General features: G+C 40.2%; 22 protein-coding genes. 10 read left to right on the top strand and 12 right to left on the bottom strand.

Features of this window, described 5'->3' with window-relative positions:
• Nucleotides 1-5: 5 nt before the first annotated feature.
• The gene (locus tag RF53_RS08030; RefSeq protein WP_006793538.1) at nt 6-413 is read left to right on the top strand and encodes a substrate-binding domain-containing protein; all 408 of its coding nucleotides are present in this window, start codon (nt 6-8) and stop codon (nt 411-413) included.
• 140 nt (nt 414-553) lie between these two features.
• A complete protein-coding gene (locus RF53_RS08025) occupies nt 554-862 on the top strand; it encodes a YkgJ family cysteine cluster protein (protein WP_052242878.1) in 309 nt (102 codons plus the stop codon).
• A 36-nt stretch (nt 863-898) separates the two neighbouring features.
• Here RF53_RS08025 and RF53_RS08020 read toward each other — a convergent pair whose 3' ends face one another.
• Together RF53_RS08020 and RF53_RS08015 are read right to left on the bottom strand one after the other, a co-directional pair.
• A complete protein-coding gene (locus RF53_RS08020; RefSeq protein WP_039037249.1) occupies nt 899-2,263 on the bottom strand; it encodes a TrkH family potassium uptake protein in 1,365 nt (454 codons plus the stop codon).
• Between the two features lie 2 nt (nt 2,264-2,265).
• The gene (locus RF53_RS08015) at nt 2,266-2,919 is read right to left on the bottom strand and encodes a potassium channel family protein (protein WP_039037248.1); all 654 of its coding nucleotides are present in this window, start codon (nt 2,917-2,919) and stop codon (nt 2,266-2,268) included.
• A 281-nt stretch (nt 2,920-3,200) separates the two neighbouring features.
• On the opposite strand from RF53_RS08015, the gene RF53_RS08010 reads away from it, so the two are divergent.
• Nucleotides 3,201-4,526: a DUF4118 domain-containing protein gene (locus tag RF53_RS08010; RefSeq protein ID WP_039037247.1), complete on the top strand. Its 1,326-nt coding sequence runs from the start codon at nt 3,201-3,203 to the stop codon at nt 4,524-4,526.
• A complete protein-coding gene (locus RF53_RS08005; RefSeq protein WP_008130878.1) occupies nt 4,519-5,187 on the top strand; it encodes a response regulator in 669 nt (222 codons plus the stop codon). Before RF53_RS08010 ends, RF53_RS08005 begins: the two co-directional genes overlap by 8 nt.
• 154 nt (nt 5,188-5,341) lie before the next feature.
• Here the strand turns inward: RF53_RS08005 and RF53_RS08000 are convergent, their stop codons facing one another.
• The 3 genes from RF53_RS08000 to RF53_RS07990 all read right to left on the bottom strand — a co-directional run bounded on the left by RF53_RS08000 (nt 5,342) and on the right by RF53_RS07990 (nt 7,711).
• Entirely contained in the window at nt 5,342-5,959 is a 618-nt protein-coding gene (locus RF53_RS08000; RefSeq protein WP_006793540.1) for a glutathione S-transferase family protein, read from the bottom strand.
• A 54-nt stretch (nt 5,960-6,013) separates the two neighbouring features.
• A complete protein-coding gene (locus RF53_RS07995; RefSeq protein WP_039037246.1) occupies nt 6,014-7,042 on the bottom strand; it encodes an NADP-dependent oxidoreductase in 1,029 nt (342 codons plus the stop codon).
• Nucleotides 7,043-7,222: 180 nt separating this feature from the next.
• Complete coding sequence (locus RF53_RS07990) at nt 7,223-7,711, bottom strand: GNAT family N-acetyltransferase (RefSeq protein ID WP_039037245.1); 489 nt, start codon at nt 7,709-7,711, stop codon at nt 7,223-7,225.
• Between the two features lie 147 nt (nt 7,712-7,858).
• Here RF53_RS07990 and RF53_RS07985 point away from each other — a divergent pair, with 147 nt between their 5' ends.
• Nucleotides 7,859-9,064 carry an anhydro-N-acetylmuramic acid kinase gene (locus RF53_RS07985; RefSeq protein WP_039037244.1) on the top strand — a complete coding sequence of 402 codons (1,206 nt, stop codon included), beginning with the start codon at nt 7,859-7,861 and terminating at the stop codon, nt 9,062-9,064.
• 18 nt (nt 9,065-9,082) lie between these two features.
• Here RF53_RS07985 and RF53_RS07980 read toward each other — a convergent pair whose 3' ends face one another.
• A complete protein-coding gene (locus tag RF53_RS07980) occupies nt 9,083-9,568 on the bottom strand; it encodes a hypothetical protein (protein ID WP_039037243.1) in 486 nt (161 codons plus the stop codon).
• A 537-nt stretch (nt 9,569-10,105) separates the two neighbouring features.
• Between RF53_RS07980 and RF53_RS07975 the strand changes: the two genes are divergently transcribed.
• The 5 genes from RF53_RS07975 (at nt 10,106) to RF53_RS07955 (ending at nt 13,484) form a co-directional block, all read left to right on the top strand.
• Complete coding sequence (locus tag RF53_RS07975; protein ID WP_039037242.1) at nt 10,106-10,822, top strand: hypothetical protein; 717 nt, start codon at nt 10,106-10,108, stop codon at nt 10,820-10,822.
• Nucleotides 10,823-10,944: 122 nt separating this feature from the next.
• On the top strand, nt 10,945-11,232 hold the full coding sequence (locus RF53_RS07970; protein WP_152607096.1) for a hypothetical protein: 288 nt from the start codon (nt 10,945-10,947) through the stop codon (nt 11,230-11,232).
• 148 nt (nt 11,233-11,380) lie between these two features.
• Complete coding sequence (locus tag RF53_RS07965; protein ID WP_039037240.1) at nt 11,381-11,893, top strand: hypothetical protein; 513 nt, start codon at nt 11,381-11,383, stop codon at nt 11,891-11,893.
• 79 nt (nt 11,894-11,972) lie between these two features.
• Complete coding sequence (locus RF53_RS07960) at nt 11,973-12,785, top strand: hypothetical protein (RefSeq protein ID WP_039037239.1); 813 nt, start codon at nt 11,973-11,975, stop codon at nt 12,783-12,785.
• Between the two features lie 99 nt (nt 12,786-12,884).
• Entirely contained in the window at nt 12,885-13,484 is a 600-nt protein-coding gene (locus tag RF53_RS07955) for a hypothetical protein (RefSeq protein ID WP_152607095.1), read from the top strand.
• A 300-nt stretch (nt 13,485-13,784) separates the two neighbouring features.
• Here the strand turns inward: RF53_RS07955 and RF53_RS07950 are convergent, their stop codons facing one another.
• The 6 genes from RF53_RS07950 to RF53_RS07925 all read right to left on the bottom strand — a co-directional run bounded on the left by RF53_RS07950 (nt 13,785) and on the right by RF53_RS07925 (nt 21,088).
• Nucleotides 13,785-14,876 (bottom strand): OprO/OprP family phosphate-selective porin, encoded by a 1,092-nt coding sequence (locus tag RF53_RS07950; RefSeq protein WP_039037237.1) that lies wholly within the window; start codon nt 14,874-14,876, stop codon nt 13,785-13,787.
• A gap of 1 nt (nt 14,877) precedes the next feature.
• A complete protein-coding gene (locus tag RF53_RS07945; protein ID WP_039037236.1) occupies nt 14,878-15,465 on the bottom strand; it encodes a DUF4956 domain-containing protein in 588 nt (195 codons plus the stop codon).
• A 1-nt stretch (nt 15,466) separates the two neighbouring features.
• Nucleotides 15,467-16,381, bottom strand: a complete 915-nt coding sequence (locus RF53_RS07940) for a polyphosphate polymerase domain-containing protein (protein WP_039037235.1) — start codon at nt 16,379-16,381, stop codon at nt 15,467-15,469.
• A 77-nt stretch (nt 16,382-16,458) separates the two neighbouring features.
• The gene (locus tag RF53_RS07935) at nt 16,459-19,017 is read right to left on the bottom strand and encodes a CotH kinase family protein (protein WP_039037234.1); all 2,559 of its coding nucleotides are present in this window, start codon (nt 19,015-19,017) and stop codon (nt 16,459-16,461) included.
• Between the two features lie 222 nt (nt 19,018-19,239).
• Complete coding sequence (locus tag RF53_RS07930) at nt 19,240-20,367, bottom strand: zinc-binding dehydrogenase (protein WP_039037233.1); 1,128 nt, start codon at nt 20,365-20,367, stop codon at nt 19,240-19,242.
• A 43-nt stretch (nt 20,368-20,410) separates the two neighbouring features.
• Nucleotides 20,411-21,088, bottom strand: a complete 678-nt coding sequence (locus tag RF53_RS07925) for a glutathione S-transferase family protein (protein WP_006793555.1) — start codon at nt 21,086-21,088, stop codon at nt 20,411-20,413.
• Between the last annotated feature and the right edge of the window lie 73 nt (nt 21,089-21,161).

Raw genomic sequence — 21,161 nt, 5'->3', positions numbered from 1 at the left:
TAAAAATGAAAAAATTAATGTTATGTGTACTGTTTTTGTTTAGCAATGTTGCCTTTGCTGATTTTGCTATTATTGTACATCCTTCAAACGAGAGTAGTTTTGATGAGTCCGTCATTAGTCGAATTTATACCGGAAAAGAAAAGTCGTTTAGTAATGGCAATACGATCATTCCAATATCACAAGATTCAAAAAATCCGACTACGGAGCAGTTTAACAGTAAACTGCTTAATAAAAGTGCGTCGCAGTTAAGAGCCTATTGGTCAAAGCTTATTTTTACGGGAAAAGGAACACCACCCAAAGAGCTAGAAAATGACTCAGAGGTGATCAAAATGGTTGCAGCTAACCCAAATACGATTGGGTTTGTTTCGACATCTGCTGTGTCTGATGATGTGAAGGTGGTATTAAACTTTTAATTTAAAATTAAAGGCCAACAATAAAGCGTGTTAGCGAGTAGCACGCTTTTTATTATTCTATTTATTCACCATTAAAATTAACTAGCGCGTTTAGCCAGCTCGTGTATCCTACTTAGTGTGTTTCTTTTATTTAAGCCACTATGCCTAACACTGTTATTCCAAGTAAAACTATTTCCTCTACACCTGAGTCCGTAACCTGCGCTAACTGCCAAGCATGTTGCTGCCAATTAGAAGTGCGCATAGTAACCGACACCGGTGTGCCTTTTCAGTACATTGATTACGACAAGTGGGGCAGCGAAGTAATGAAACGCGCAGACGATGGCTGGTGCCAAGCACTCGACCGCAATACGCTAATGTGTACCATTTATGAAAACCGCCCACTGACTTGCCGTGAGTTTGAAATGGCCTCGAACGAGTGTATTACAGAGCGCGAAATAGCCGGTATTTAAAAATACGGACTAACTAATAAACCCGCGTTTGTGTTTTTAACCAATAGAGAGTTGTGCGCTTGGGTATCTTAGTTTTTTACTTCGTGGACTTGCTAAAAAGTAGGCGAGAGTGAGCGGGCCTATTCTGCCCATAAACATTAAAAACATAATGATAAACTCCCCCAGCGGTGATAACGATGACGTTAAACCGCGTGAAAGTCCTACCGTACCCAGTGCCGATACCGCTTCAAAAGCAACATCTAAAAAAGGTGCATCTTCAACGACCAGTAATGTAAAAATAGCCAACCAAGTGACTCCCGCTGAAATAACGGTTAAGGCTAATGCTTTATACACTGAATCTTTGTCTATTTCTCGGCGTAAAACGGTGACGCCTTTGTCACGTCTTAAGTAGCTATAGGTTGCTAATATTAAAACGATAAACGTAACGACCTTTATGCCACTTGCAGTACTCAAAGAGCCGCCACCAATAAACATAAGCATCATAGTTAAAGCTGTACTGGCATTTTTTAATTCTTCAATAGCAATGGTATTAAACCCCGCAGTACGAGGAGTAACGGCTTGAAACCAAGCTGCTAGCCATTTCCCTATTTCAGATAACGGCTGCAGTGTTTTTGGGTTATCGTATTCAATTACGTAAATAAGCAACAATGCAATAACGTTAATAATAACAGTGCTGATCAGCATTAATTTACTGTAGGGACTGAGCTTAGCCCAACGCTTTGATTTATATAAATCGGTTAATACGGTAAAGCCAAGGCCACCAATAATAAACAAACAGGTAATTGTTAAATTTACAACGGGGTCTTCTACATACTGCATTAAGCTGTTAGGACTTAATGCAAACCCTGCATTGTTAAAAGCGCTAATAGTATAAAAAAGTGCATGAAAAAAGCTTTTTTGTAAGCCCATTTCGGGTAGCCAATACAGCGTTAAAATAATAATGCCTACAGATTCAACGATTAGCGCAAACAGCAAAACAGACTTAGCGGTATTTACCAAAGTAGATGTATCTGTTTGATTAAAAGCAGCTTTAGTCACTGTTTTTTGAATAAAGCCAACTTTATTACCCAGTGCCATTAAAGTTACAACCGCAAAGGTCATTAAACCTAGACCGCCTAGTTGAATTAATAGCGCAATAACGCCTTGTCCAAAAGGAGTAAACACTGAACCGGTATCGACGACAACCAGTCCAGTTACAGTCACCGCAGAGGTTGCTGTAAACGCACTTTGTATCCATGAAATAGGCTCATAGGTTGCAAAAGGCAGTTTTAATGCCAATGCCCCAAGCGTTATTAATATTAAAAAACTGCAACATAAAATAAGCGGTGGAGCCGCATTGAGTTTTTTATGCCCACTGACTTTTCGCTCAATAGGCGTTTTGAGGGGATGCCATAAAACCATGATTATAAAAGCCTTGGAGCTAGATAGTTTAGTTCGACTCGATTACCTGATAACAGTAAAGTGTCGTAGGTAAGTAACTCAAAGTCGTCATCAAGTTTGACAAACGTTTGCTTTGCGCGCTTGACCAATAATGGGTTTACAGTACCTTTTATTTCTTTAAGTAAATGCCCTAGTTTTGTTTTATGTAAGTGCGCTTTTATACTTACTTCAACAACGTATAAGCCATTGCCTAAGGAAATATAGTCGTTTACTACAGGGTAATTAAGCGCTTGTGCAACGCGCACGCCCATTTCTTCTTCAGGATGAATAATGCGTGTTACACCTAGCTTAGAAATAATTGTGTGATGTGCTTTAGTGCTCGCTTTTACCCATATTTGCTTAACAGCTAGGTTTTTTAATGCAAGGGTGCACAGAATGCTCGATTGCATGTCTTCCCCAATTGCCACTAAAACTGCCTGACTACTCGCTAAATCAAGCTCTTTAAGTGCGGCTTCATCAGTGGAGTCGCAAACAACGGTTTCAGATAAATGCTCAACATATTTTTCAGCGAGTTTAGGGTTACTATCAACCCCAGTGACTGTATGCCCTAAATGAATTAACTCAAGGCTTGCTGCAATGCCAAATCGACCTAATCCGATCACTGTAAAATGTGCCATGTTGATACCTAAATTAAAGTTAAAAGAGAGAAGTGGTAAAGTTCATTTGGTCAATAAACAGTTAATACATAGGCTGTAAGCATCACTATTTTTATCCAACCCAACACACCTATTACTCCTTCTGCTGAAGTTAGAATATGAGTTATTAAAGTAACAATGAAGGTAGGCGTTAAAAGCTTTATAAAGATTTAACGAATCAGATAAAAAACTTTATAAAAACTTTATAGAGGCAATATCGAAAAGGCAGTAATCTAGATGCTCAAATGTTAGAGGAATAATTAATGAATCAGGCAGAGGCTAAACCACGTTGGTATAACGCATTGTTTTTGGCAGTAATAATGCCATTAATTGTTGTTATTGCCATTTACCCTGTGCGTAATTGGTTTACTACCACCGATATCGTGATGCTTCAGTTATTATGGGTGACTTGGGTTGCTGTGCGCAGTAATCGTCGTCTTGCCATACTGACCACCTTAGTGAGTGTGGCGTGTACAGATTGGTTTTTTGTTGCCCCTAATTTTACTTTCCATATTGAAAACATAGAATATTTAGTAACCTTTATGGTTATGCTGATTGTTGGCTTTGTGATCAGCCAATTGGCAGGGGAGCTCAGTACTAAAGTTAGGGATGTGCAATTACATGCAAGTAATAGTCGCACCTTGTACGAACTGGCCAAAGACTTAAACAGTCTAGATACGCTGGATGAACAAAAAAAGTACTTTGTAGAGCGGATCGGTAAGCATTTAAACGCATCTTGTACATTTATGCCTGCAGCACCGGGGGGCAATAGTGAATTTATATTGCTTAGTGAGGCTAGTCCGAGCTGGGGCGGGTTTAATTTTACTAAACGGTTAACGCAAGGGCAAAAAGCCTTTGCTGACACTGCTATTTCGCTTCTTTATCAGGTACATGAAAAAACGTTATTACGCCAACAGTCGGCTGCTATTTCGGTGCAAGCGGAATTAGAGCGCGCTAAAAATGCACTTTTACGCAGTTTGTCTCACGATTTACGCACACCACTGGCGACTATTATGGGCGCATCGAGCATGCTTGCAGATGATGAGATTACCCTCAGTGACATCGTGATAAAAGAGCAAGCGAGTAATATTTATGAGCAAAGTAAAATACTAAATGAGCACTTTGATAAAGTAATGGAGTTAAGCCGAGTTAATAAAATGGGTGAAAACCTAAGTTGGCAAACAATAAACTTACAAGCACTACTTAGTGAAGCTAAAGCTAGAAGGCAGCAGCAACTCACTGATTTTGTCATAAATACCAATATAGACGCTCAGACAACATGCGAAGGGGATGTGACTTTGTTAGAAATTGCGCTGGCTAATATGCTCGAAAATGCATGGCGTTATGGTGATAAAAAGGTGAGCGTTGAATTTACGCAAAGTACTAATCAGCAAAAGATATGTTATCAGCTAATTATCACTAATAACGTGATCACTAAAGCGCAAACAAGTAGCAATGAAGGCGTTGGGTTAGGCAGCATTATTTGTGATGTGGTTGCTAAATTTCATCAGGGCACATTTACATTAACAATTAATAACGAAACAAATATGGCGTACGCAAAGTTAATCTGGGAAAAAAGTAATGACTAAAATCTTGATATTAGAAGATTCTCCCCCCCTACAAAGCTTTTTAAAAACTTTGTTGCAAGCCAGTGGCTACGAGCTAAGTATTTGTGATAAAGGGTTAGATGGCTTTGCACGTTTAAGTGAGCAAAGTTACGATCTTGTATTGTTAGACTTGGGCCTTTTAGACATGGATGGTCAAGACTGGTTAATTGAGTTTAGACAATGGAGTGCCTTACCTGTTTTAGTGCTGTCGGCTCGAGATGGCGAAGTTGAAAAAGTCACAGCGCTTGATAATGGGGCAAATGACTATATTACTAAACCGTTTAGCGCGAATGAGTTGCTAGCCCGAATTCGGGTTTTATTACGCACCCAAAGCCAACCGAGTGTGGCATTTACCTGCGGGAATATAAAAATAGATCCGCAAAAGCACAGTGTTACTGCTTCTGGAGGTGAGGTAAAACTCACTAAAAAAGAGTACGCAATACTCTTATTGCTGTTTCAAAATAAAAATAAAGTACTCACCCATAATGCAATCTTAAGCCATATCTGGGGGGCGCAGTATGTAGAGCGACCTGAATACGTAAGAGTCCATGTGGCACAGCTCAGACAAAAACTAGAGGCTAACCCTGCGAGTCCAAAATATATTTTAACAGAACCGGCCGTGGGTTATCGATTGGTTGACTAAAAATGAGAACTTTAGAGTTTTACTCTACAGCACAATGATCCAGATAAATTATTTTTAATTGAATTTTAATACGCTTGAGCAAATTAGTGTAAATAAAACAGAGCAGCAAAAATGTTTGCTATGACTGTGTTTCCACAGTCATAGGCGTATAAAATTAGTCGTATTTAGCTTCTAGCTCATTAGCCGTATGAAACTTCTCGTGGCTTTGTAATTGCTCGTCGTATTTTACTAGGTTTTTAAAGTGACCTAGCTGGCCTGAGTTTTTAACAATTTCAACAATAAACGACATCATAAAATCGGCGCCGGTTAGGGTGTCGCCAACTAAATAACGTTTACCTTCTAGCCGGTCGTTAAAGTAGCTAATAACTTTAGCGGTTTCGGCGTCGGCGTAGCCTTCTAAAAATTGTGTTTTAGCGCCATCTTTAAGCACAAACATTTTAAGTAGTAGCGGTAAAATTGCAGAGCTCTCAGCAAAGTGTAGCCATTGTTGGTAATCAACGTAGTCAGCGGTGCCAGCCTTTGGTGCAAACTTTCCGTTACCGTATTTAGTAATTAAGTAATCAGTAATAGCGCCAGATTCGGTAACAATTAACCCATCGTCTTCAATAACCGGCGACTTACCGAGTTGGTGAACTTGCTTTAGCTCATCAGGCGCTAAAAATGTGTCTTTGTTACGTTGGTAAGCAACAATTTCGTAATCAACTTCTAGTTCTTCTAAAAGCCAAATAATACGTTTTGAGCGCGATTTATTTAAATGGTGTAGTTTTATCATGTCAGTCCTTGTTGGCGTTGCTGTTTGCAGCAACGCTGTGTTTATATATTTTAGTTAAAGTGCATCGTTGATTTTAACAACGGTTTTACCAAAGTTTTTACCACTGATCATATCGTTAAATGCGCTTACAGTGTTTTCAATACCTTCTACCATGTGCTCGCGGTATTGTACTTTGCCATCCTGTAGCCACTTTTGCATGTCTTGGGCAAATTCATCGTAGCGGTGACCGTAGTCGTCAAAAATTATAAAGCCTTGCATTTTAATACGTTTAGTAAGCAACTGCCCCATTAGCATACCCATACGGTCAGGGCCTTCAGGTAAGCTTGTTGCGTTATACTGCGATACTAAACCACACAGCGGTACACGAGCTGCAGTATTAAGTAATGGTAATACGGCATCAAACACTTTACCGCCCACATTTTCGTAATAAACATCTATGCCTTTATCACAGGCTTTTTCTAGTTGCTCTGCAAAGTCATCGGCTTTGTGATCAATACAGGCATCAAACCCTAGTTTTTCAACTGCATGGGCACATTTTTCGCTGCCACCAGCAACGCCTACCACTTTACAGCCTTTAATTTTAGCTATTTGGCCAACGGTTGCGCCAACCGGCCCCGTTGCTGCGGCTACGACTACAGTTTCGCCTTCTTTAGGCGCGCCAATATCAAGTAGGCCCATATACGCCGTAAAGCCCGGCATACCCATAATGCCTAGCGCGTACGAAGGATTAGCAGGCTCTTTGCCTAATTGCATAAGGCCTTCGCCATTACTAATGGCGTAACTTTGCCAACCTGTGTAGGCAAGTACCCACTCGCCTTCGCTAAATTTTTCGTTTTTAGACTCTTCTACTTGACACACGGTAGCGCCAACCATTACGTCACCCACGTTTACCGGATCGGCGTACGACTTTGCGTCGCTCATGCGGCCACGCATGTATGGGTCAAGTGATAAGTAAATAGTGCGCAGCAGTACTTCGCCATCTTTTAGGGCTGGTAAATCGATTGTTTTAAGCTCAAAGTTTTTATCGGTTGGAGCACCGTGTGGGCGTGATGCCAAAGTAAGTTGACGACTAGTTGCAGACATAAAATTCTCCTTTTGAATATGAACCCACTTAACGAATGTGTATGCGTTTAATAACCCGATTGGCATAAACAATAATGCGCGCTAAGTAGTAAATGTATGTACAAATCTGTACCTTACAACAGGAGTTTTGGGCGAGGGGCTGTTAATTCAACCTTAAGCGGAGTAATTATTCTAAACGGTTTATTTGAGCTTGCTAAAAATATGGCTATCGTAAAATGCGCCATTTTTATAAATGGCTTGTTTAAGAACGGCCTCGGCCTTAAAACCACATTTAGTCAGTGCCTTTATAGAACCAGTATTACCAGCAAATACGGTGCCAAAAATACGGTTTAGGTTTGAGGTTTTAAATGCGTCATCGCAAATTTTTGTAATAGCGTGAGTCATTACTCCTTGCCCCCAAAAGTGGCTATTAAGCCAATAGCCTATTTCGCCACTGCGGCTATACTCGAACTCTCCGGGCGTTATGCCTATACACCCCGCAAATTGCTCATTTACAATAATTGCTTTAATAATCCCATTTTTAGATCCTTGGTTTATCCACCAGTCGGCGTCGGCTTGAGTATACGGAAATGGAATTTTAGACGATAAAAAGCGCGTCACCTGTTCATCGTTTAAGGTATTAATAATGTGTGGCGCGTCCTTTGTTTTAAAGTCTCTTAGGGTAATCATTGTTTTAATTAAGTATGGGCTGAATACGGTTTAACTTAGCAAGCAATTAGAGATTGCACAATCACAAAGATTAACCGCTTACGCCTATAACTTTGTTTTAAAGTACTCTAATATAAGCAAAATATAATACTGTTTAAGATACTTTTTATGCACCCACACATAGCCGCCCTATATAATAGTGCCCAAAAGCCAAGCCGTTTAATTGTAGGTTTAATGAGTGGTACCTCGTTAGATGGGCTCGATGTAGCGCTGTGTAAGGTAAGCGGCGCGGGCTTAAACACACATATTGAAATATTAAATTTTATCACCGTTGAATATAGCGACGATTATAAAACTAAAATAAAGCAGGTATTTGCAAAGCGAGAGTGCGATTTAGAACTAGTAACCTTATTGCACCCGTGGGTAGGTAAACTCCATGGCGATATGGTTAATCAGTGCTTACATACTTGGCAGGTGAATCCAGCAAGTATTGATGTTATAGCCAGTCATGGGCAAACAATTTACCACTGTCCACAGTCGCAACATAGTCATAAAAGCTTTACTAATGGCACGTTACAAATTGGCGACAGCGACCAAATAGCCGTTACTACCGGCATTACAACTATTGGCGATTTTAGGCAAAAACACATAGCCGCAGGAGGCGAAGGTGCCCCACTTGCGGTATATGGCGATTACTTGTTTTTTTCAAGCCTTGTTGAAAACCGTATTTTACTTAACATGGGTGGTATAGCTAACTTAACTTTTTTACCCAAAAGCGGTGATGCAAACAGTGTATTTAGCTCTGATATTGGCCCGGGTAATACAATAATGGATGCCTATGTACAAAAATATTTTGAGGGGATGCATTTTGACGACGGTGCAAAAATAGCAAAAGCAGGGAAAGTAAATATGCCTTTACTTCATGCATTATGCGCAGATGACTTTTTTAATTTAAGCATGCCCAAAACAACAGGGCCAGAAGTGTTTAATTTAGCGTATTTAAAAGCGGCTCAAGCACTCACCAATACGCTTGACTTAACTCACCACGATGTAATGGCAACACTCAATGCATTTAGTGCTAATGTAATAAGCGATGCAATAAAACAGTGTGCTAAACACGAGGCAAATTGTATGGTGTATGCCAGTGGTGGTGGAATACATAACCCACTATTAATGGATCAGCTTTTAAACCTTTGCCCAGAGGTTAAGGCGTTTAAAAACACACAGGTATTAGGAATAGATCCCGATGCTAAAGAAGCCGTGTTATTTGCTATTTTAGCCAACGAATGCCTAGCAGGAGAGCAGCAACACCTTAATAATACCGCGCAAGGTATTGCGGGAGTGACTATGGGAAAAATAAGCTTTCCCGACTGACCGCTATTGATAAGCGTTTTAAAACAATGATAAAAAGGTCGAGCTTACCCCTTCAAAATATCGGCGAAAACCGTGTGGTTTTGACTGCTCGATATTTACAAGTGGCGCGTTATAGCCGCCCTCAAATGCGTTAATATTCATATCAAACTGAAGGCTATTTTTTAATGTAGCGTATTTACCGTGCAACATCAGCTGCATTACAAAACATTGGCTATGGGTAATTTTGTTTAAAGTAAGGTTAACGTAACCACGCTCTAAATCTGCTTGCGTAATAACGCTCTCAGTAAAATACTGAGCGCCACGGGCACTTGGATGTGTTGCGCTCAGCGAAATAACATCACCTTCATGTACAGCATCTGGCAAATCGCATTGCAATGTAATTGCATGAAGCGCATTGGCTTGTACCGAAAGGTTTTCGTATTCCATGGTGTGGCTCATAGCCGCAGACATCGGATCATCAAGTGATTGCAGTGCAAATGTTAGTTGCACTAGAGGTGTGGTCATTTACTTCGTCTTCTAGGTTATAAAAAATACAGTTTGAGTTTAAATTATCGCCTACTTAGATTGCAGTTTTATGACAAATTGCACTTAATCGGATAATCGCTGCTTTTTGATCAAAAAAAGATCGTTATAAGGTTTTCATTGAATTTAGGTGACGTTTGTTGTGAAAGTTGGTGAAACTTGCGATCCAGCCTAAGAGAGTATAAATAGTGCTTATAAATATTGTGGGGTAAGCATGTAGTCCGCAATGTAATTTAAATACGCAGAGCGAGTTTTCATTTTCAATTCTATGAATTTTAGCTGTATATACAGCCATAGTACGGTCGCTCGCATAGTCAATAAAACGACCCCGTTGCTCGTTTTATACTATGAAGAAAAGCGATCACTGAAGAATTTTAATAACGCTGGCAATTAGTTGGCAAGTTTGTTACTAATAAACAAACAAGGAAAACGAGCTTCGCCGTGGTAGAAAAACGCGCGATTCGCTCGCTATAAACATGTTAGGCATATCACCATCAATTCAATTAAACGGAGTTTGTAATGAATAAGATAGTAATCATATTAATACTCATTTGTAGTGCACTAGGCTTTTTATTATGGAAAGAAATAAATAAAGCCCCCCCTCCAATATTACCTCCTTTGGTTTTTGAAGAAAATTTCGATAGCTCAGAGCTTATTAAGGCCAAAAAAAATATTGCTAAAGTGTACGCTCTGTGTAAAAACAAATTTTTTACGAGTGTTCCTAATTATATGATGTCTTGGTCAGCTACCGCTCATTACACCGTTGATGTTAGAAAAATTAAAATTAGCCAAGAAAATCAACTGGACGGGGTTAAAGTAATTGTTAATGTTCCTGCTATTGAAATCTTAGAAGGTGGTCATAGTTTAATTAATGAAACTGATTTTTATACCTTTAAAAATAAAGCACTAATTGCAAAAAGCGAATCTGATTGGGAAGACGATGTTAAAAAGGAAAAAGAGAGGGCTCAAGGTATAGCTAAATATTATGCAGAGTACGCATTAGTTAATGATGTTCAGCTAAAAAAACAGATAGTTGACAGTATTAAAAAGGACATTTACGTTATTGCAGCAAAGACTTTATCTTCAGGGAATGTCCTTGATGTAGTGGTTAATATTGCTGATTCAAAAATCAAACCAATTGCCCCTGATAGTCCTTCTTTGTGTAGTGAACAACCTTTTTCATCATTTACTAGTTTAAATACATTACCGAATGTGAAAATAGTAGAGAGTGATTAAGATATGCCTAACAAGGGTTTTCAAGTCGGACTCGTAACAGCTTGCTAGGTTTCACTTCGTTTCACATTTTAGCAAGCTATTTATCGCCGCTTAAAACGGCGTTATACGAACAGGGATGTTTAGTGATAGAAGCTCTTTTTGCTTTAGTAATAATGATTGTTGAAGCTGCCATAGCTGCCTGCACATTTATTATTGAATTAGTCTCGGGTGTTTTTGTCGCAGCAGGCTCAACTATTGGCGTATTTGATTTTTTTCTACTTGTTTTTGTTCTACTAGCAGAGCTTGTTGTATGGTTATTGCTATGGTTCAAGCAGCTTTTAACATCTGCAATCAAGCTAGAAAAGCCAGCGGTAGTCCGAAAGCCTGTCTTTTGGCGGCCTAAAGCAAAACCCAAAAACAAAGAGAAATAACACTCGTGGTTGTTTTGGGTGGTTCGTATAACAAAAAAATTAAGTCACTCACTTCGTTCGCTGGGACGCATACACGCGGGGCGGCTTCGCCATTATGCCCCACATGTCTGCGCCCCTTATTTAAAAGTTATATTTTAAGGAAAGTTATATGGATATTGATGTAGGGGTAGCTTTATCAACGGGCTTGGGGAGTGTTGCTATCGTTGCATCAGGCTTTGCTCTCTTCCAAAACTACAGCCATAAAAAGCTTAGTTTGATTATGGATTCTAGGATAAAAGATTTAGAGGCAGACCGTACAGAATTAAAGCTTGATATGAAAGAACAAAAGGTTTTGCTTGATAGTACGTTAAAAAGAATTGATGTCCTTGAAAGAGAAATTGCCTCGCTCAAAAAAGCCCTAAAAGATCTAATATCAAAATCTGAAAGTTTAGCTAGCCGTTTGTCATACCTTGACGACAGACTAGTAAGTCACGAAGAAAAGCTTTTGAATATGGCGCGAGAAGCTGCCCAAGAAGCAGCAATTAGTGCAAGTGGCAGAGTTATTAGGGCTGAGCTTGGTCCAGCTATACATACAATAAAATATGTAGAGCAAGCTGTTGAGCAAATAAAACGGGAGCTTAAAGAGTCGGCTGCAAGAGCTGAGAGAGAGCTTGAGCATTAAAACATAACAAAGCCAGTCAGCAGGACGCAGCAAAGCTGCGCCTCTGCTGGCGGCGTTAGGTGATCAGGAGTAAATACGAATGTACGCAGAATTAAAGCAAGAGTTTCAGAGTAAAGGTATACCAGTCGATAAAGTCGACTTCTTTGATCACCCTAATTTTTTACGTGCCGAGCAATTCGATGATAGCTACTTGGTAAAGTTTGCAAAGTTTGTAGCTGAACAAACATACTCTGATGAGTATTTAGACAAAGCCGAGGAAATAATCACCGGTGTCTGTTCGGTATTAAGTTCTGAGCTAATAGAGAACGGTCGTGAAGGTGCATGTGCTGATATTGCTGGTATTTTATCTCGAATTTTAGAGCGTAAAGGTGTTTGGAGTTGTTGTATAAATGGATCATCAACAATTGAGTTTCCTAAAAACTCAGGAGAAGAGACTACGTACTTTTGGGCTGTAGACAATACAAATGTTGCTGCTGCACATGCTTGGGTATTCGCACCGCCTTTTTCAATTATTGATATTACATTAAAGCAACAGCCTTATACGGGTAACAAGAAACAATTTATTCCTGAAATTATTTGTATTAAGGATGCTGAAAATGCTATTTCCCATGTTGAAGATATCATAAGCCCTGAAGTTGTATTACAAATGAATATGCAAAGAGTACCTAAAGACCGTATGCTAGAGTTTGGAGCTTCTCAGCTTCAGCAAATTCAAGATAGCATCCCAGCTAAACTTGTAACAATTGATGAAACAAGAATTAAATATTCACCAGTAGCAATCTTTGCAACAGATAAAAGCTTGCCAAAAATTAAAACAATGAAGTTTAGTGGGCTTTCTCCATTTCAAATGTATAAACAAAAAATAGAAAAGCAAGTTGGCAAAATCACCTAACAAGGAAATTAAACGGAACTAAAGCAGTGGGTTAGGTTTCGCTTCGCTACACATTATAACCCACCATTTTAGTCCGCTTATTGCGGCGTTAGGTTTTCAATGAGATTCCCCACTTTTCCAGAGTTTCTTTTTGCTATGTCCATGGTGTTTTTTATCGCCTTCATATCAGCATTTAACTCAGAATTATTGGGTGGTGAACCATTATGCGAACTAAATTTATTAAGTGAAAAGCAAGAAAACTGTATCCTTAACGATAAATCATTAACTAATTTTCGAGTAGTTGTTCATTCCGGTGGAAATAGTAAGACAGTTACAGTAAAAGTGCCTATTACTATAGTTATCAGTGACAGCACAGTTGAAAAAAAATTTGAAGATATAACACCTAAAGCAGCAAGTACTGGCGGTGGTCGTAGATATTACTCAAATCTAAACTATGGGATTTACGAACTACCAAACGAGTCTAAAGCAATTATTAGAGTTACGGCAAACGATACCGTTAAAAGATTCTCTTTGTTTAATGCCAAAATATTAAAAAACGCAAATAATTACTATGTTCATTTGCTAGGTTTAATATTTCTAGTAGTTCTGTTTTTCTCTATCTACAATCGAAAGCGTATTTTTGTAAAAGGTATTGGTAAGCCATTGCCTTATATACTTTATTTTTTTGTAGTTATGCTAGTTTTAACATGGGCGCTATAAAAACCTAACAAGGGCATCAAGAACGGACGTGCTCCTCACCCGTTTTAGTGTACACCCCCTCATCACTTTGAAGCCACAGGGGGCAAGCTTTACTTCATCCATTAGCCCCACAGTTGCCCGCTCAGAGAGAGCTTGGCTTGGAAATGAGCTCAAGTTTTTAAGTTAGTGGAATAAGTACCAGCCTGATAAGTAACCTTTAGAGAGTTTATAACAGCTCTATTTAAATAGCCCCTATGTTAAACGTAACGTTAAACATAGGGCTTTATAGTTTTAGCCTAACCGATTAAACACCAAAGCGCATTAAAACGAATACTGCAGCCTTAATGAGATTGCATTGCCCGATGTGATAGTACCGCCTGCCTCGTAGTAATCGGCTTTAATGTAGTCGGCCATAAACTTTATGTTTTTGTTTACGGTGTAGTTAACGCCGAGGGAGTAGGTTTTTGCGTCTTGGTTTTCTTGCTTGAGCTTAAGTAGGCTGTAGCGGCCAGTGAGCTCCCAGCCTGGCTCTGAGCTTGCGCCTAGTTTTGCGTTTTTATACTTACGGTATCCGCCCGATAGCTGATAACCAAATTGCAAATAGCCGCCTTCGTAATCGTTAGTTGACTTTTCAATACTGGTTACTTGTGCTTGTTGCCACTCGGCCATCATGGTAAATCTGTTTTTAAGCCATAGTAGCTCTACGCCTTGTTGCGAGAGGCTATCTGCATTAATTTTATCGCCTTCTATTAATGAGTCGGCGGTATAAACTTCAAGAGGTTCATTCACTCTAAATTCGTTGCCATCGTACTGCCTTTCACTAAATGCGACGCCTAGGTGTAAAAGGTTGGTGTTTTGCTGCCATGGCACCCAGGCAATGCGCCCTGTAATAGCAGACGTTGCTTCGTTTTCGTCGGGCTTGTAATAACCTAGTTGCCAATTTACAGAGGCTATGTCCCCGGAAAGGCTAATACCTAAGCTACGCCCTGGTGAAAACGCTTCGCTTATCATGCTGCGTTCGAGCATTAGCAATTTACGCGAGCTGGTTAGTTTTTCTAGGCCAAAACCTTCTTTTTGTTGGCCTATGGTTAAATCGGCATATTTCCAGCCAGAGTATTCTAAGTAGGCGTCTTTTATTTCGGTTTCGCCATCGGCAAAGCCAAGTTGAAATTTACTTTTCCAGTCTTTGCTGATGTCTGATTTAAAACTTAGGCGTGCGCGGCGTATTTCAGAGGTACTTTCTGAATCGCTGCTGTCGTATTGCTCCTCTAATAATGCGGTATCAAACTTGTTGAAGTCGAGCATGATATAGCCGCTTAGGTCTATATCGTCGTTAATTTTGGCAAAGCTTGTGTTACTAACAAAGCAAAGAGCTGAAAGTGCGGCATAAGTAATCGTTTGTTTAGAGATCATGTTAGGCTGCCTTTGTTTGTTTTTCGGCTAAGTAACTTACTTTTAGTTGCGCTACGTCTCTTAAAAAGTCGATGTGTTCTATATCTACGGCAACTACATTTAGGCCCGTGCGCTGTTTTAAATCATGGATGAGTGTGGCTTGGTTTTGCGGGGTTATGTTTTCTATGCGCTCGTAGCAAACGCTTTGTACTTCGTAGCGTTTTACAAATACGCTTGAGTCAATCAAAAAGGCAATTAAGCAAATAATGCCATTAAGAATACTTAGCTCAATTAAGCTCATTTGCCCTACAGAGGTCAGTAAAGCAATGGCAGTAACAAGGAATAAGTAAGTCATTTCTTTAATCGAAATAGACTCAGTGCGGTACCTTAGCATGGTAAATACTGCAAATAGGCCAAATGCAAATTCCATCGACATATCAACCCCGTGCAGCAAAAAGGTAATAATAAAAACGCCTACGCCAAATAAAATAAACGAGCCTGCCACCACTGCATTTTTACTGATGCGAAAATAACAGCCATAGCAAAGTACAGCCAGCGATAGGATGTTTACTAAAAAGCGGGAAAGAAAAATAAGATCTAATTTGGTCATTTTAATTATTCTCTAAAGGTAATAGTGGGTTAGTGCGGTTAAGGTGTTTTAAACGGGCTAAAACAGGTTTAAAGCGGTTTACTTTTAAGCGCTCGGGGTAGAGCAAAGCACAGCCAATACAGTATTTACTAAACGAGGCTGGGAATATGTGGTGTTTGCTCATAAGCTTATAAAATGGCGAGTGTTTTGTTTTTTTACGCTGCTTAAGTTCGGCAATAAAAAAGCCCGGTAGTGTTATTTTGTTATCGCCTTTTGGGGTGTTGTACCACAGGTTAAAATCAAGCGTTAAGCGCTCGGCTTTTTCTTCGTTAGCTAGCGCTATGCGGTTATAGCCGCTTTGCTGGGTTACGTTTAAATGTGCAAAGCTGTTTTTCATTTGCTCTTTCATAAACGCAGTACAATGGGCTTGCTCGTTGTTTTTTTCGAGCTTAATACGTGTTTTTACTGTGCGGCTTTGGTTGTTTTTTAGTTTTACTTCTAGGTATTCGGTGGCGGTATCAACGTAGCGCCTTTGGCGTACTTTGTAGCGATTTAGCTTACCGTTATGATGGGCTTTATATAAATCGAGAGCGGGCGTATCAAAATACTGATTATAATAAGAGAATAAACGCTTGCCTTGTATATCAAGTACACGGTACTGGCCTTGTATATGAGTAAGTAGCTCAGGTAAAAAAGAAAGTGGCAGCATAAACTTACTGTCTACACGGTTCATTAAATTAGCGTTATTAAGATCGTTTAATCCGTAACCTTCAAACGGAATAAGTAACTCGTTAATTAAGCTTGTTAATGAGCCATGCGCATCTGGTTTTTCAGGCTGAGCCTGCTTATTTTTAGTGTTTATTGCAGTAATTGCTACTGGTGAGATTGAAGTATCCTTTTCAAAAAGTTCATCCTTAAAACGTGCTTGAATTGTCATAATTTTCTCAGATTATTAAATTGCAAAGTTATAGAGTGCAGTGCCAGCGTGCTGACACCGCATGAAGGATGGGCTGTTTATCTAGCGCAAAATCCGCTGCCATCGCCCGCTGAGGGCAATGTGCCATCGAGCTGCGCGACCATATTTGCTACGCGGTACTGCATAAACGACGTTAAGCCGTAAAACTGCCCCGTTGTAGAGGTAAGGTTTTGCTCAAAGTAGGTTGAGCCATAAAAGCTGGTTGGGTCGTTTTGTACGTGCTCACGAATTAGGTCGGCTATTTCATTTACGCGAGCGTTAAATGTATCGCTTGAAAGTGAGCCATTAATAAGCTGTGTTAAGTAACTGTGGTACGTGTCTAGGTTGCTTTGCTCGGCAAAGACATTAGCAATTAATGGGCGCTCGCTTAATGCCCCGCTTACTGGCTCATCAATGTAGAGCTCTCTTACATCTACGCCATTACAATCCATGGCAAAGGTGCCAAATGACTCGTTAAAATCCCACGGCAAAATGCTAAATACGCCATCGTCATCATAAATATAATAGTTATGTGCAAGCGGACCGTGGTAGCTATCTAAATTGGACAGTGAAGTACTAACCGACATATAACGTAAAAGTGTGTCTATATCTATGGCGCTGGTTTCGCCTTTATCGAGCGATTCTACAAAGTTAATAAAGGCGCCGTTATCGGTGGTGTCTTCGTTGGTTTGCAGGTTTATATCGGTGTAGCTTTGTATGTCGTCACCTAGCCATAATAAATCGCTGCCTGTGCCATCTGGCTTGTATAAATCGCCATTACTGTTGGCAAAGTGTTTTTCAACAAATTCGCCATCCACGGCTTCTACCATTAAGTACAAACCAAATAGCTCGCCGTTTACATAAAAGTTAACGTAAGCATGCTCAGGCGTTGGTACGCCCATTTCATCCATTAGCTCGTAGGCGATTACTTCACGCATGTACGACGGGTCGTTAAACGAGTTTTGTAGTGTGAATTTTTTTAGGCCAAAAAACTTTTGGCCCGACACATATTCGTTAATATCAACCTTAAAGCTGTAACGGTCGCTGCTAGAGTTGGCAACACTTCTTAAACTTGAGCCGCCTTTAGTGCGAATAGCCACACTATCGAGTGTTACCCCATTAAAGGTAATAGCGGTTTCGTGATATTCCTCATCAAGTGGGTTATCTAGAATGTCTTGCCAGTTTTCGTCGGTAATTGTAATAGAAAGCGTATTAACCGCTGTAGGTGTAAATGCGGTTGCCACTGTATTTTCACTACTTGGGGTAGGTGTTAAAAACGCATGAGTAAAGCCAGTACTGCTACTTAGGCCGTAACTAAAGCCTGTGGCTACATCACTTTCATCCCAGTCAATGTAGTCAATTACTTCATCGTTGAGTATTAAGCTTAGCTCGTCTTCTTTGCCTAGTTTAAACGGGACGTAGTAAGTGCCTGGGTCTTCATCGGTGGCATAAATAGTTATGTATTCACCCGCGTATAAATCTATGTCGGGTAGAGTGATGGGGTCTATGTCGTCGCTTTTATCAATAACGTGGTAGTTGGCTAAGTTAATTGTATTTTCGCTGTTGTTGTATAGCTCAAACCAGTCGTTGCCATCGTCTGCGGCGCTTGCCACTATTTCGTTAATAACGAGTGGCCCGTGGGTTGCTTGGCTGTTTGAGCTAAGCTCTGTTGGAGTGAGTACCGCAGTTGCATCGCTGCCATCTGGGTAACGGCCATAGCTGTAACCACTTAGCGCTTGGCCTTTATTCCACGATAACTGCTCTATAATTACATTGTTACTGTAAAGGCTTACGGTATCGCTTGAGCCTAATTTAAACGCAACGCTTGGCAGGTCGCCTAAATCATCGGTGCTTGCGTAAATACGGTAAAATTCACCCGGCGATAACGTAATATCGGGTAGAGCAAACTGTTCGTTATTGTCATCACTTAGGGTGTAGTCTGCTAAATAAACATCGCTACTGCTTGTTACATAAAGCTCTATCCAGTCTTCACCGCCGCTACTATCTTTTGCTACTACTTCGTTTATACGCAGTGGTGCATCTTCAGCAATTAGCGTTGTAACAAGTGTTGAGGTATTGGCTGTTTGGTTAGCTGCGCCCTCTGTGGGCGTTAGTGTTTGCGCGGTGCCGGTGCCATCGGTGTATAAGCCGTAACTAAAACCTTCAGCGGCTTCGCCTTCTTCCCAATCAAGTACAGAGATAGCAGTGCCGTCCTCGTATAACGTAACCGCATCGTCGCTACCTAGTTTAAAGGTGACGTAATAACCGTTATCGGGCGGTGTATCGGTTTCATCAATGGCTTGAATAACAATAAACTCACCTTGCGAAAGCGATGCTGCGGGCAAAGCTTGAGGCTCTCTGTCGGTGTTATCATCAACAAGTGAAAATACCGATAAGTCGGCTATATCTTCAGTGGCGTATAGCTCAATCCAATCGTAGGTTGTATCGCTTGGGCTTGCGACAATTTCGTTAATAACTAAACCAGTTGACGTGATTGTTGATGATGAGTCAGTACTTTGCTCTGTGCTGCTATCGGCTGTTTGCTCAGTACCGCCACAGCCATACAAAAATGTAATGGAGGTAATTAATGAATAAAATAGTAGGGGTTTTATATTCATGTATGCACGCTTATTATTTTATTAAAGTGGATAAACTATAAGAATAAAAGGTGCAAACAATGTGTAAAAATTCAGTAAATTACATTTTTATGATGGTTTTGTGACGAGCTTTAAGGACGCGTTAACTGCAAGGCTAACAATAATAGGGTGCGTGTATTTAAACGTAAAAAAAGCAGATACTTAATTAGCATCTGCTTTTTAATTTTAACGAAGAATATATAATTAAGCTTGAGGTTTAATTAAGTACTTCTCGCCGGTAGCTTGTTTAGAGTAAGCGGCAATTGATTGTAAATGTAATACCTCAGCTAATGACACTTCGTGCGTGTAGTTGCTCGCAAATGTAGTGGTGATTTCATTAGCAACGCGTTTGCGCATTTTCATTACTGTATCTGTGCCTAATTTACCTAAAGCATTAAATAGTAAAAAGCCACTTACAGCCCATGCAAAACCGAAATTACGATTAAGTGTAATAGGGCCGCGATCTAATGCGCCGTAAATATAAGCTTGTTTAAATGTGTCTGAACCATACAGGCTGTGCTCTTTCATATCGCGAGCAGCTGCAACTTCCATGCAGTTAAGTATGTCACTTGTTAGGTGGCCGCCACCAATAGGGTCAAACGAGATAGTTGCACCGGTTTCGATTATTGCAGCTGTTAGGTCAGCAAGAAAAGTGTCGCTGCTTGAGTTAACAATATATTTTGCACCCATATCGCGCAGTAGGGTTTCTTGCTCTGTTTTGCGTACAATATTAATTAAATCAACGCCATCGGCAATACAAATACGGTTTAACATTTGCCCTAAATTAGAAGCCGCAGCTGCATGAATAATTGCTTTATGGCCCTCGGCGCGCATGGTTTCTACCATGGCTAGTGCAGTAAGTGGGTTTACAAAAGATGATGCCCCCTCTTTAGCGGTAGTGCCTTCTTTTAGTTCTAAACAGCTTTGTACCTTGGTGCATAAATACTGACGATAAGTACCACCACCAATAACAGCCACTGTTTTACCCATTAATGCTTGTGCCGCAGGCGACGTACCCGTTGCGACTACAGTGCCTGCACCTTCATTACCAACAGGAATGGCTTTACCTACGCGTTTTTCAAGCGATGGCATAAATTGCGCGGGTACGTTGGCTGTTATAACAGGGTTTTGATCAGTACCGGTTTGTTTTGCTGCGCCCATATCGGCTGCGCTAAATAGCACACCTAAATCAGACGGGTTTAGCGGTGCGGCTTCTATACGTACAACTACTTCGTCGGCCTGTGGTGTTGGCATATCAATATTTTTTAAAGCAAGCGTTAGGGTGTTGTCGTTGTTAATTGTTGAAGTAAGTTGTGTATTTGTATCTGTCATAATACTGTTCCTATAAATTGAGAATGGGTAGCGTATAGCGTAATTACTTGCTTTGAGCTGCCTGTATTTGTGCTGTTACCTTTTGCATAAACTCAGGCATATTTGCTTGGCGATCTGCCTCTATTTGCTGTGCAATAGTCGACTGGCTCATTTTTGCTTGCCATTCTTTCATACCAGGGATTTCGGCCAGTACATCCCAATTAAGCTCTTTTGGAGCAAACGCGTTCACAACGGAATTTACGTAGTAAACGTAAATATCTGCCATGGTGAATTGTTCGCCAGCTATCCACGGCGAAAAATGCGTTAATTCGCAAAACGCATTTACACCACGCTCTAATAGTTGACGTACTTCGTTTTTAATTTGCTCTGGAGTAGGTGAGCCTGAAAATACATACGGGATTAAGCGCCTGCTTGGTAATTCAAAGTAAAGCTCACTTATTTTCATTATTTGGCGAACAAAAGCGCGCTCGGCTGAATCTTCAGGGTATAGCGCCTTGCTTGGGTAGGTTTCCTCAAGGTAGTCGCAAATAACACTCGACTCTGCAATATTTAGCCCATCTGTTGTAGTAATGGCGGGCACTTTACCCATTGGGTTAATTGCTAAAAATGGCTCATCGTTGTTGTATATAAGGTGCTCATTAAATGGCAGTGCTTTGTGTAAAAGTACGTGCTTTATTAAGTTGTAATAGTTGCTTGACGCAAAGCCGTGCAAAGTAATCATAATTTAGTCCATGTTATTAGCTTTATTGTTGTGCCATAAGGCATTACTAAAGTGTGTAATACGTTAAATTTAT

The sequence above is a fragment of the Pseudoalteromonas sp. ECSMB14103 genome (genome assembly GCF_000813065.1).
In the GTDB taxonomy this organism is placed as follows: Bacteria; Pseudomonadota; Gammaproteobacteria; order Enterobacterales; family Alteromonadaceae; genus Pseudoalteromonas; species Pseudoalteromonas marina.
The sequence above is the reverse complement of the archived record's forward strand: the minus strand, read 5'-3'. Positions and strand labels throughout refer to the sequence as shown.

Excerpts from the sequence above, each read along its gene's own strand:
- RF53_RS08030 (WP_006793538.1), top strand. The coding sequence starts at position 6 with ATGAAAAAATTAATGTTATGTGTACTGTTTTTGTTTAGCAATGTTGCC.
- RF53_RS08025 (WP_052242878.1), top strand. The coding sequence starts at position 554 with ATGCCTAACACTGTTATTCCAAGTAAAACTATTTCCTCTACACCTGAG.
- RF53_RS08020 (WP_039037249.1), bottom strand. The coding sequence starts at position 2,263 with ATGGTTTTATGGCATCCCCTCAAAACGCCTATTGAGCGAAAAGTCAGT.
- RF53_RS08015 (WP_039037248.1), bottom strand. The coding sequence starts at position 2,919 with ATGGCACATTTTACAGTGATCGGATTAGGTCGATTTGGCATTGCAGCA.
- RF53_RS08010 (WP_039037247.1), top strand. The coding sequence starts at position 3,201 with ATGAATCAGGCAGAGGCTAAACCACGTTGGTATAACGCATTGTTTTTG.
- RF53_RS08005 (WP_008130878.1), top strand. The coding sequence starts at position 4,519 with ATGACTAAAATCTTGATATTAGAAGATTCTCCCCCCCTACAAAGCTTT.
- RF53_RS08000 (WP_006793540.1), bottom strand. The coding sequence starts at position 5,959 with ATGATAAAACTACACCATTTAAATAAATCGCGCTCAAAACGTATTATT.
- RF53_RS07995 (WP_039037246.1), bottom strand. The coding sequence starts at position 7,042 with ATGTCTGCAACTAGTCGTCAACTTACTTTGGCATCACGCCCACACGGT.
- RF53_RS07990 (WP_039037245.1), bottom strand. The coding sequence starts at position 7,711 with ATGATTACCCTAAGAGACTTTAAAACAAAGGACGCGCCACACATTATT.
- RF53_RS07985 (WP_039037244.1), top strand. The coding sequence starts at position 7,859 with ATGCACCCACACATAGCCGCCCTATATAATAGTGCCCAAAAGCCAAGC.
- RF53_RS07980 (WP_039037243.1), bottom strand. The coding sequence starts at position 9,568 with ATGACCACACCTCTAGTGCAACTAACATTTGCACTGCAATCACTTGAT.
- RF53_RS07975 (WP_039037242.1), top strand. The coding sequence starts at position 10,106 with ATGAATAAGATAGTAATCATATTAATACTCATTTGTAGTGCACTAGGC.
- RF53_RS07965 (WP_039037240.1), top strand. The coding sequence starts at position 11,381 with ATGGATATTGATGTAGGGGTAGCTTTATCAACGGGCTTGGGGAGTGTT.
- RF53_RS07960 (WP_039037239.1), top strand. The coding sequence starts at position 11,973 with ATGTACGCAGAATTAAAGCAAGAGTTTCAGAGTAAAGGTATACCAGTC.
- RF53_RS07955 (WP_152607095.1), top strand. The coding sequence starts at position 12,885 with ATGAGATTCCCCACTTTTCCAGAGTTTCTTTTTGCTATGTCCATGGTG.
- RF53_RS07950 (WP_039037237.1), bottom strand. The coding sequence starts at position 14,876 with ATGATCTCTAAACAAACGATTACTTATGCCGCACTTTCAGCTCTTTGC.
- RF53_RS07945 (WP_039037236.1), bottom strand. The coding sequence starts at position 15,465 with ATGACCAAATTAGATCTTATTTTTCTTTCCCGCTTTTTAGTAAACATC.
- RF53_RS07940 (WP_039037235.1), bottom strand. The coding sequence starts at position 16,381 with ATGACAATTCAAGCACGTTTTAAGGATGAACTTTTTGAAAAGGATACT.
- RF53_RS07935 (WP_039037234.1), bottom strand. The coding sequence starts at position 19,017 with ATGAATATAAAACCCCTACTATTTTATTCATTAATTACCTCCATTACA.
- RF53_RS07930 (WP_039037233.1), bottom strand. The coding sequence starts at position 20,367 with ATGACAGATACAAATACACAACTTACTTCAACAATTAACAACGACAAC.
- RF53_RS07925 (WP_006793555.1), bottom strand. The coding sequence starts at position 21,088 with ATGATTACTTTGCACGGCTTTGCGTCAAGCAACTATTACAACTTAATA.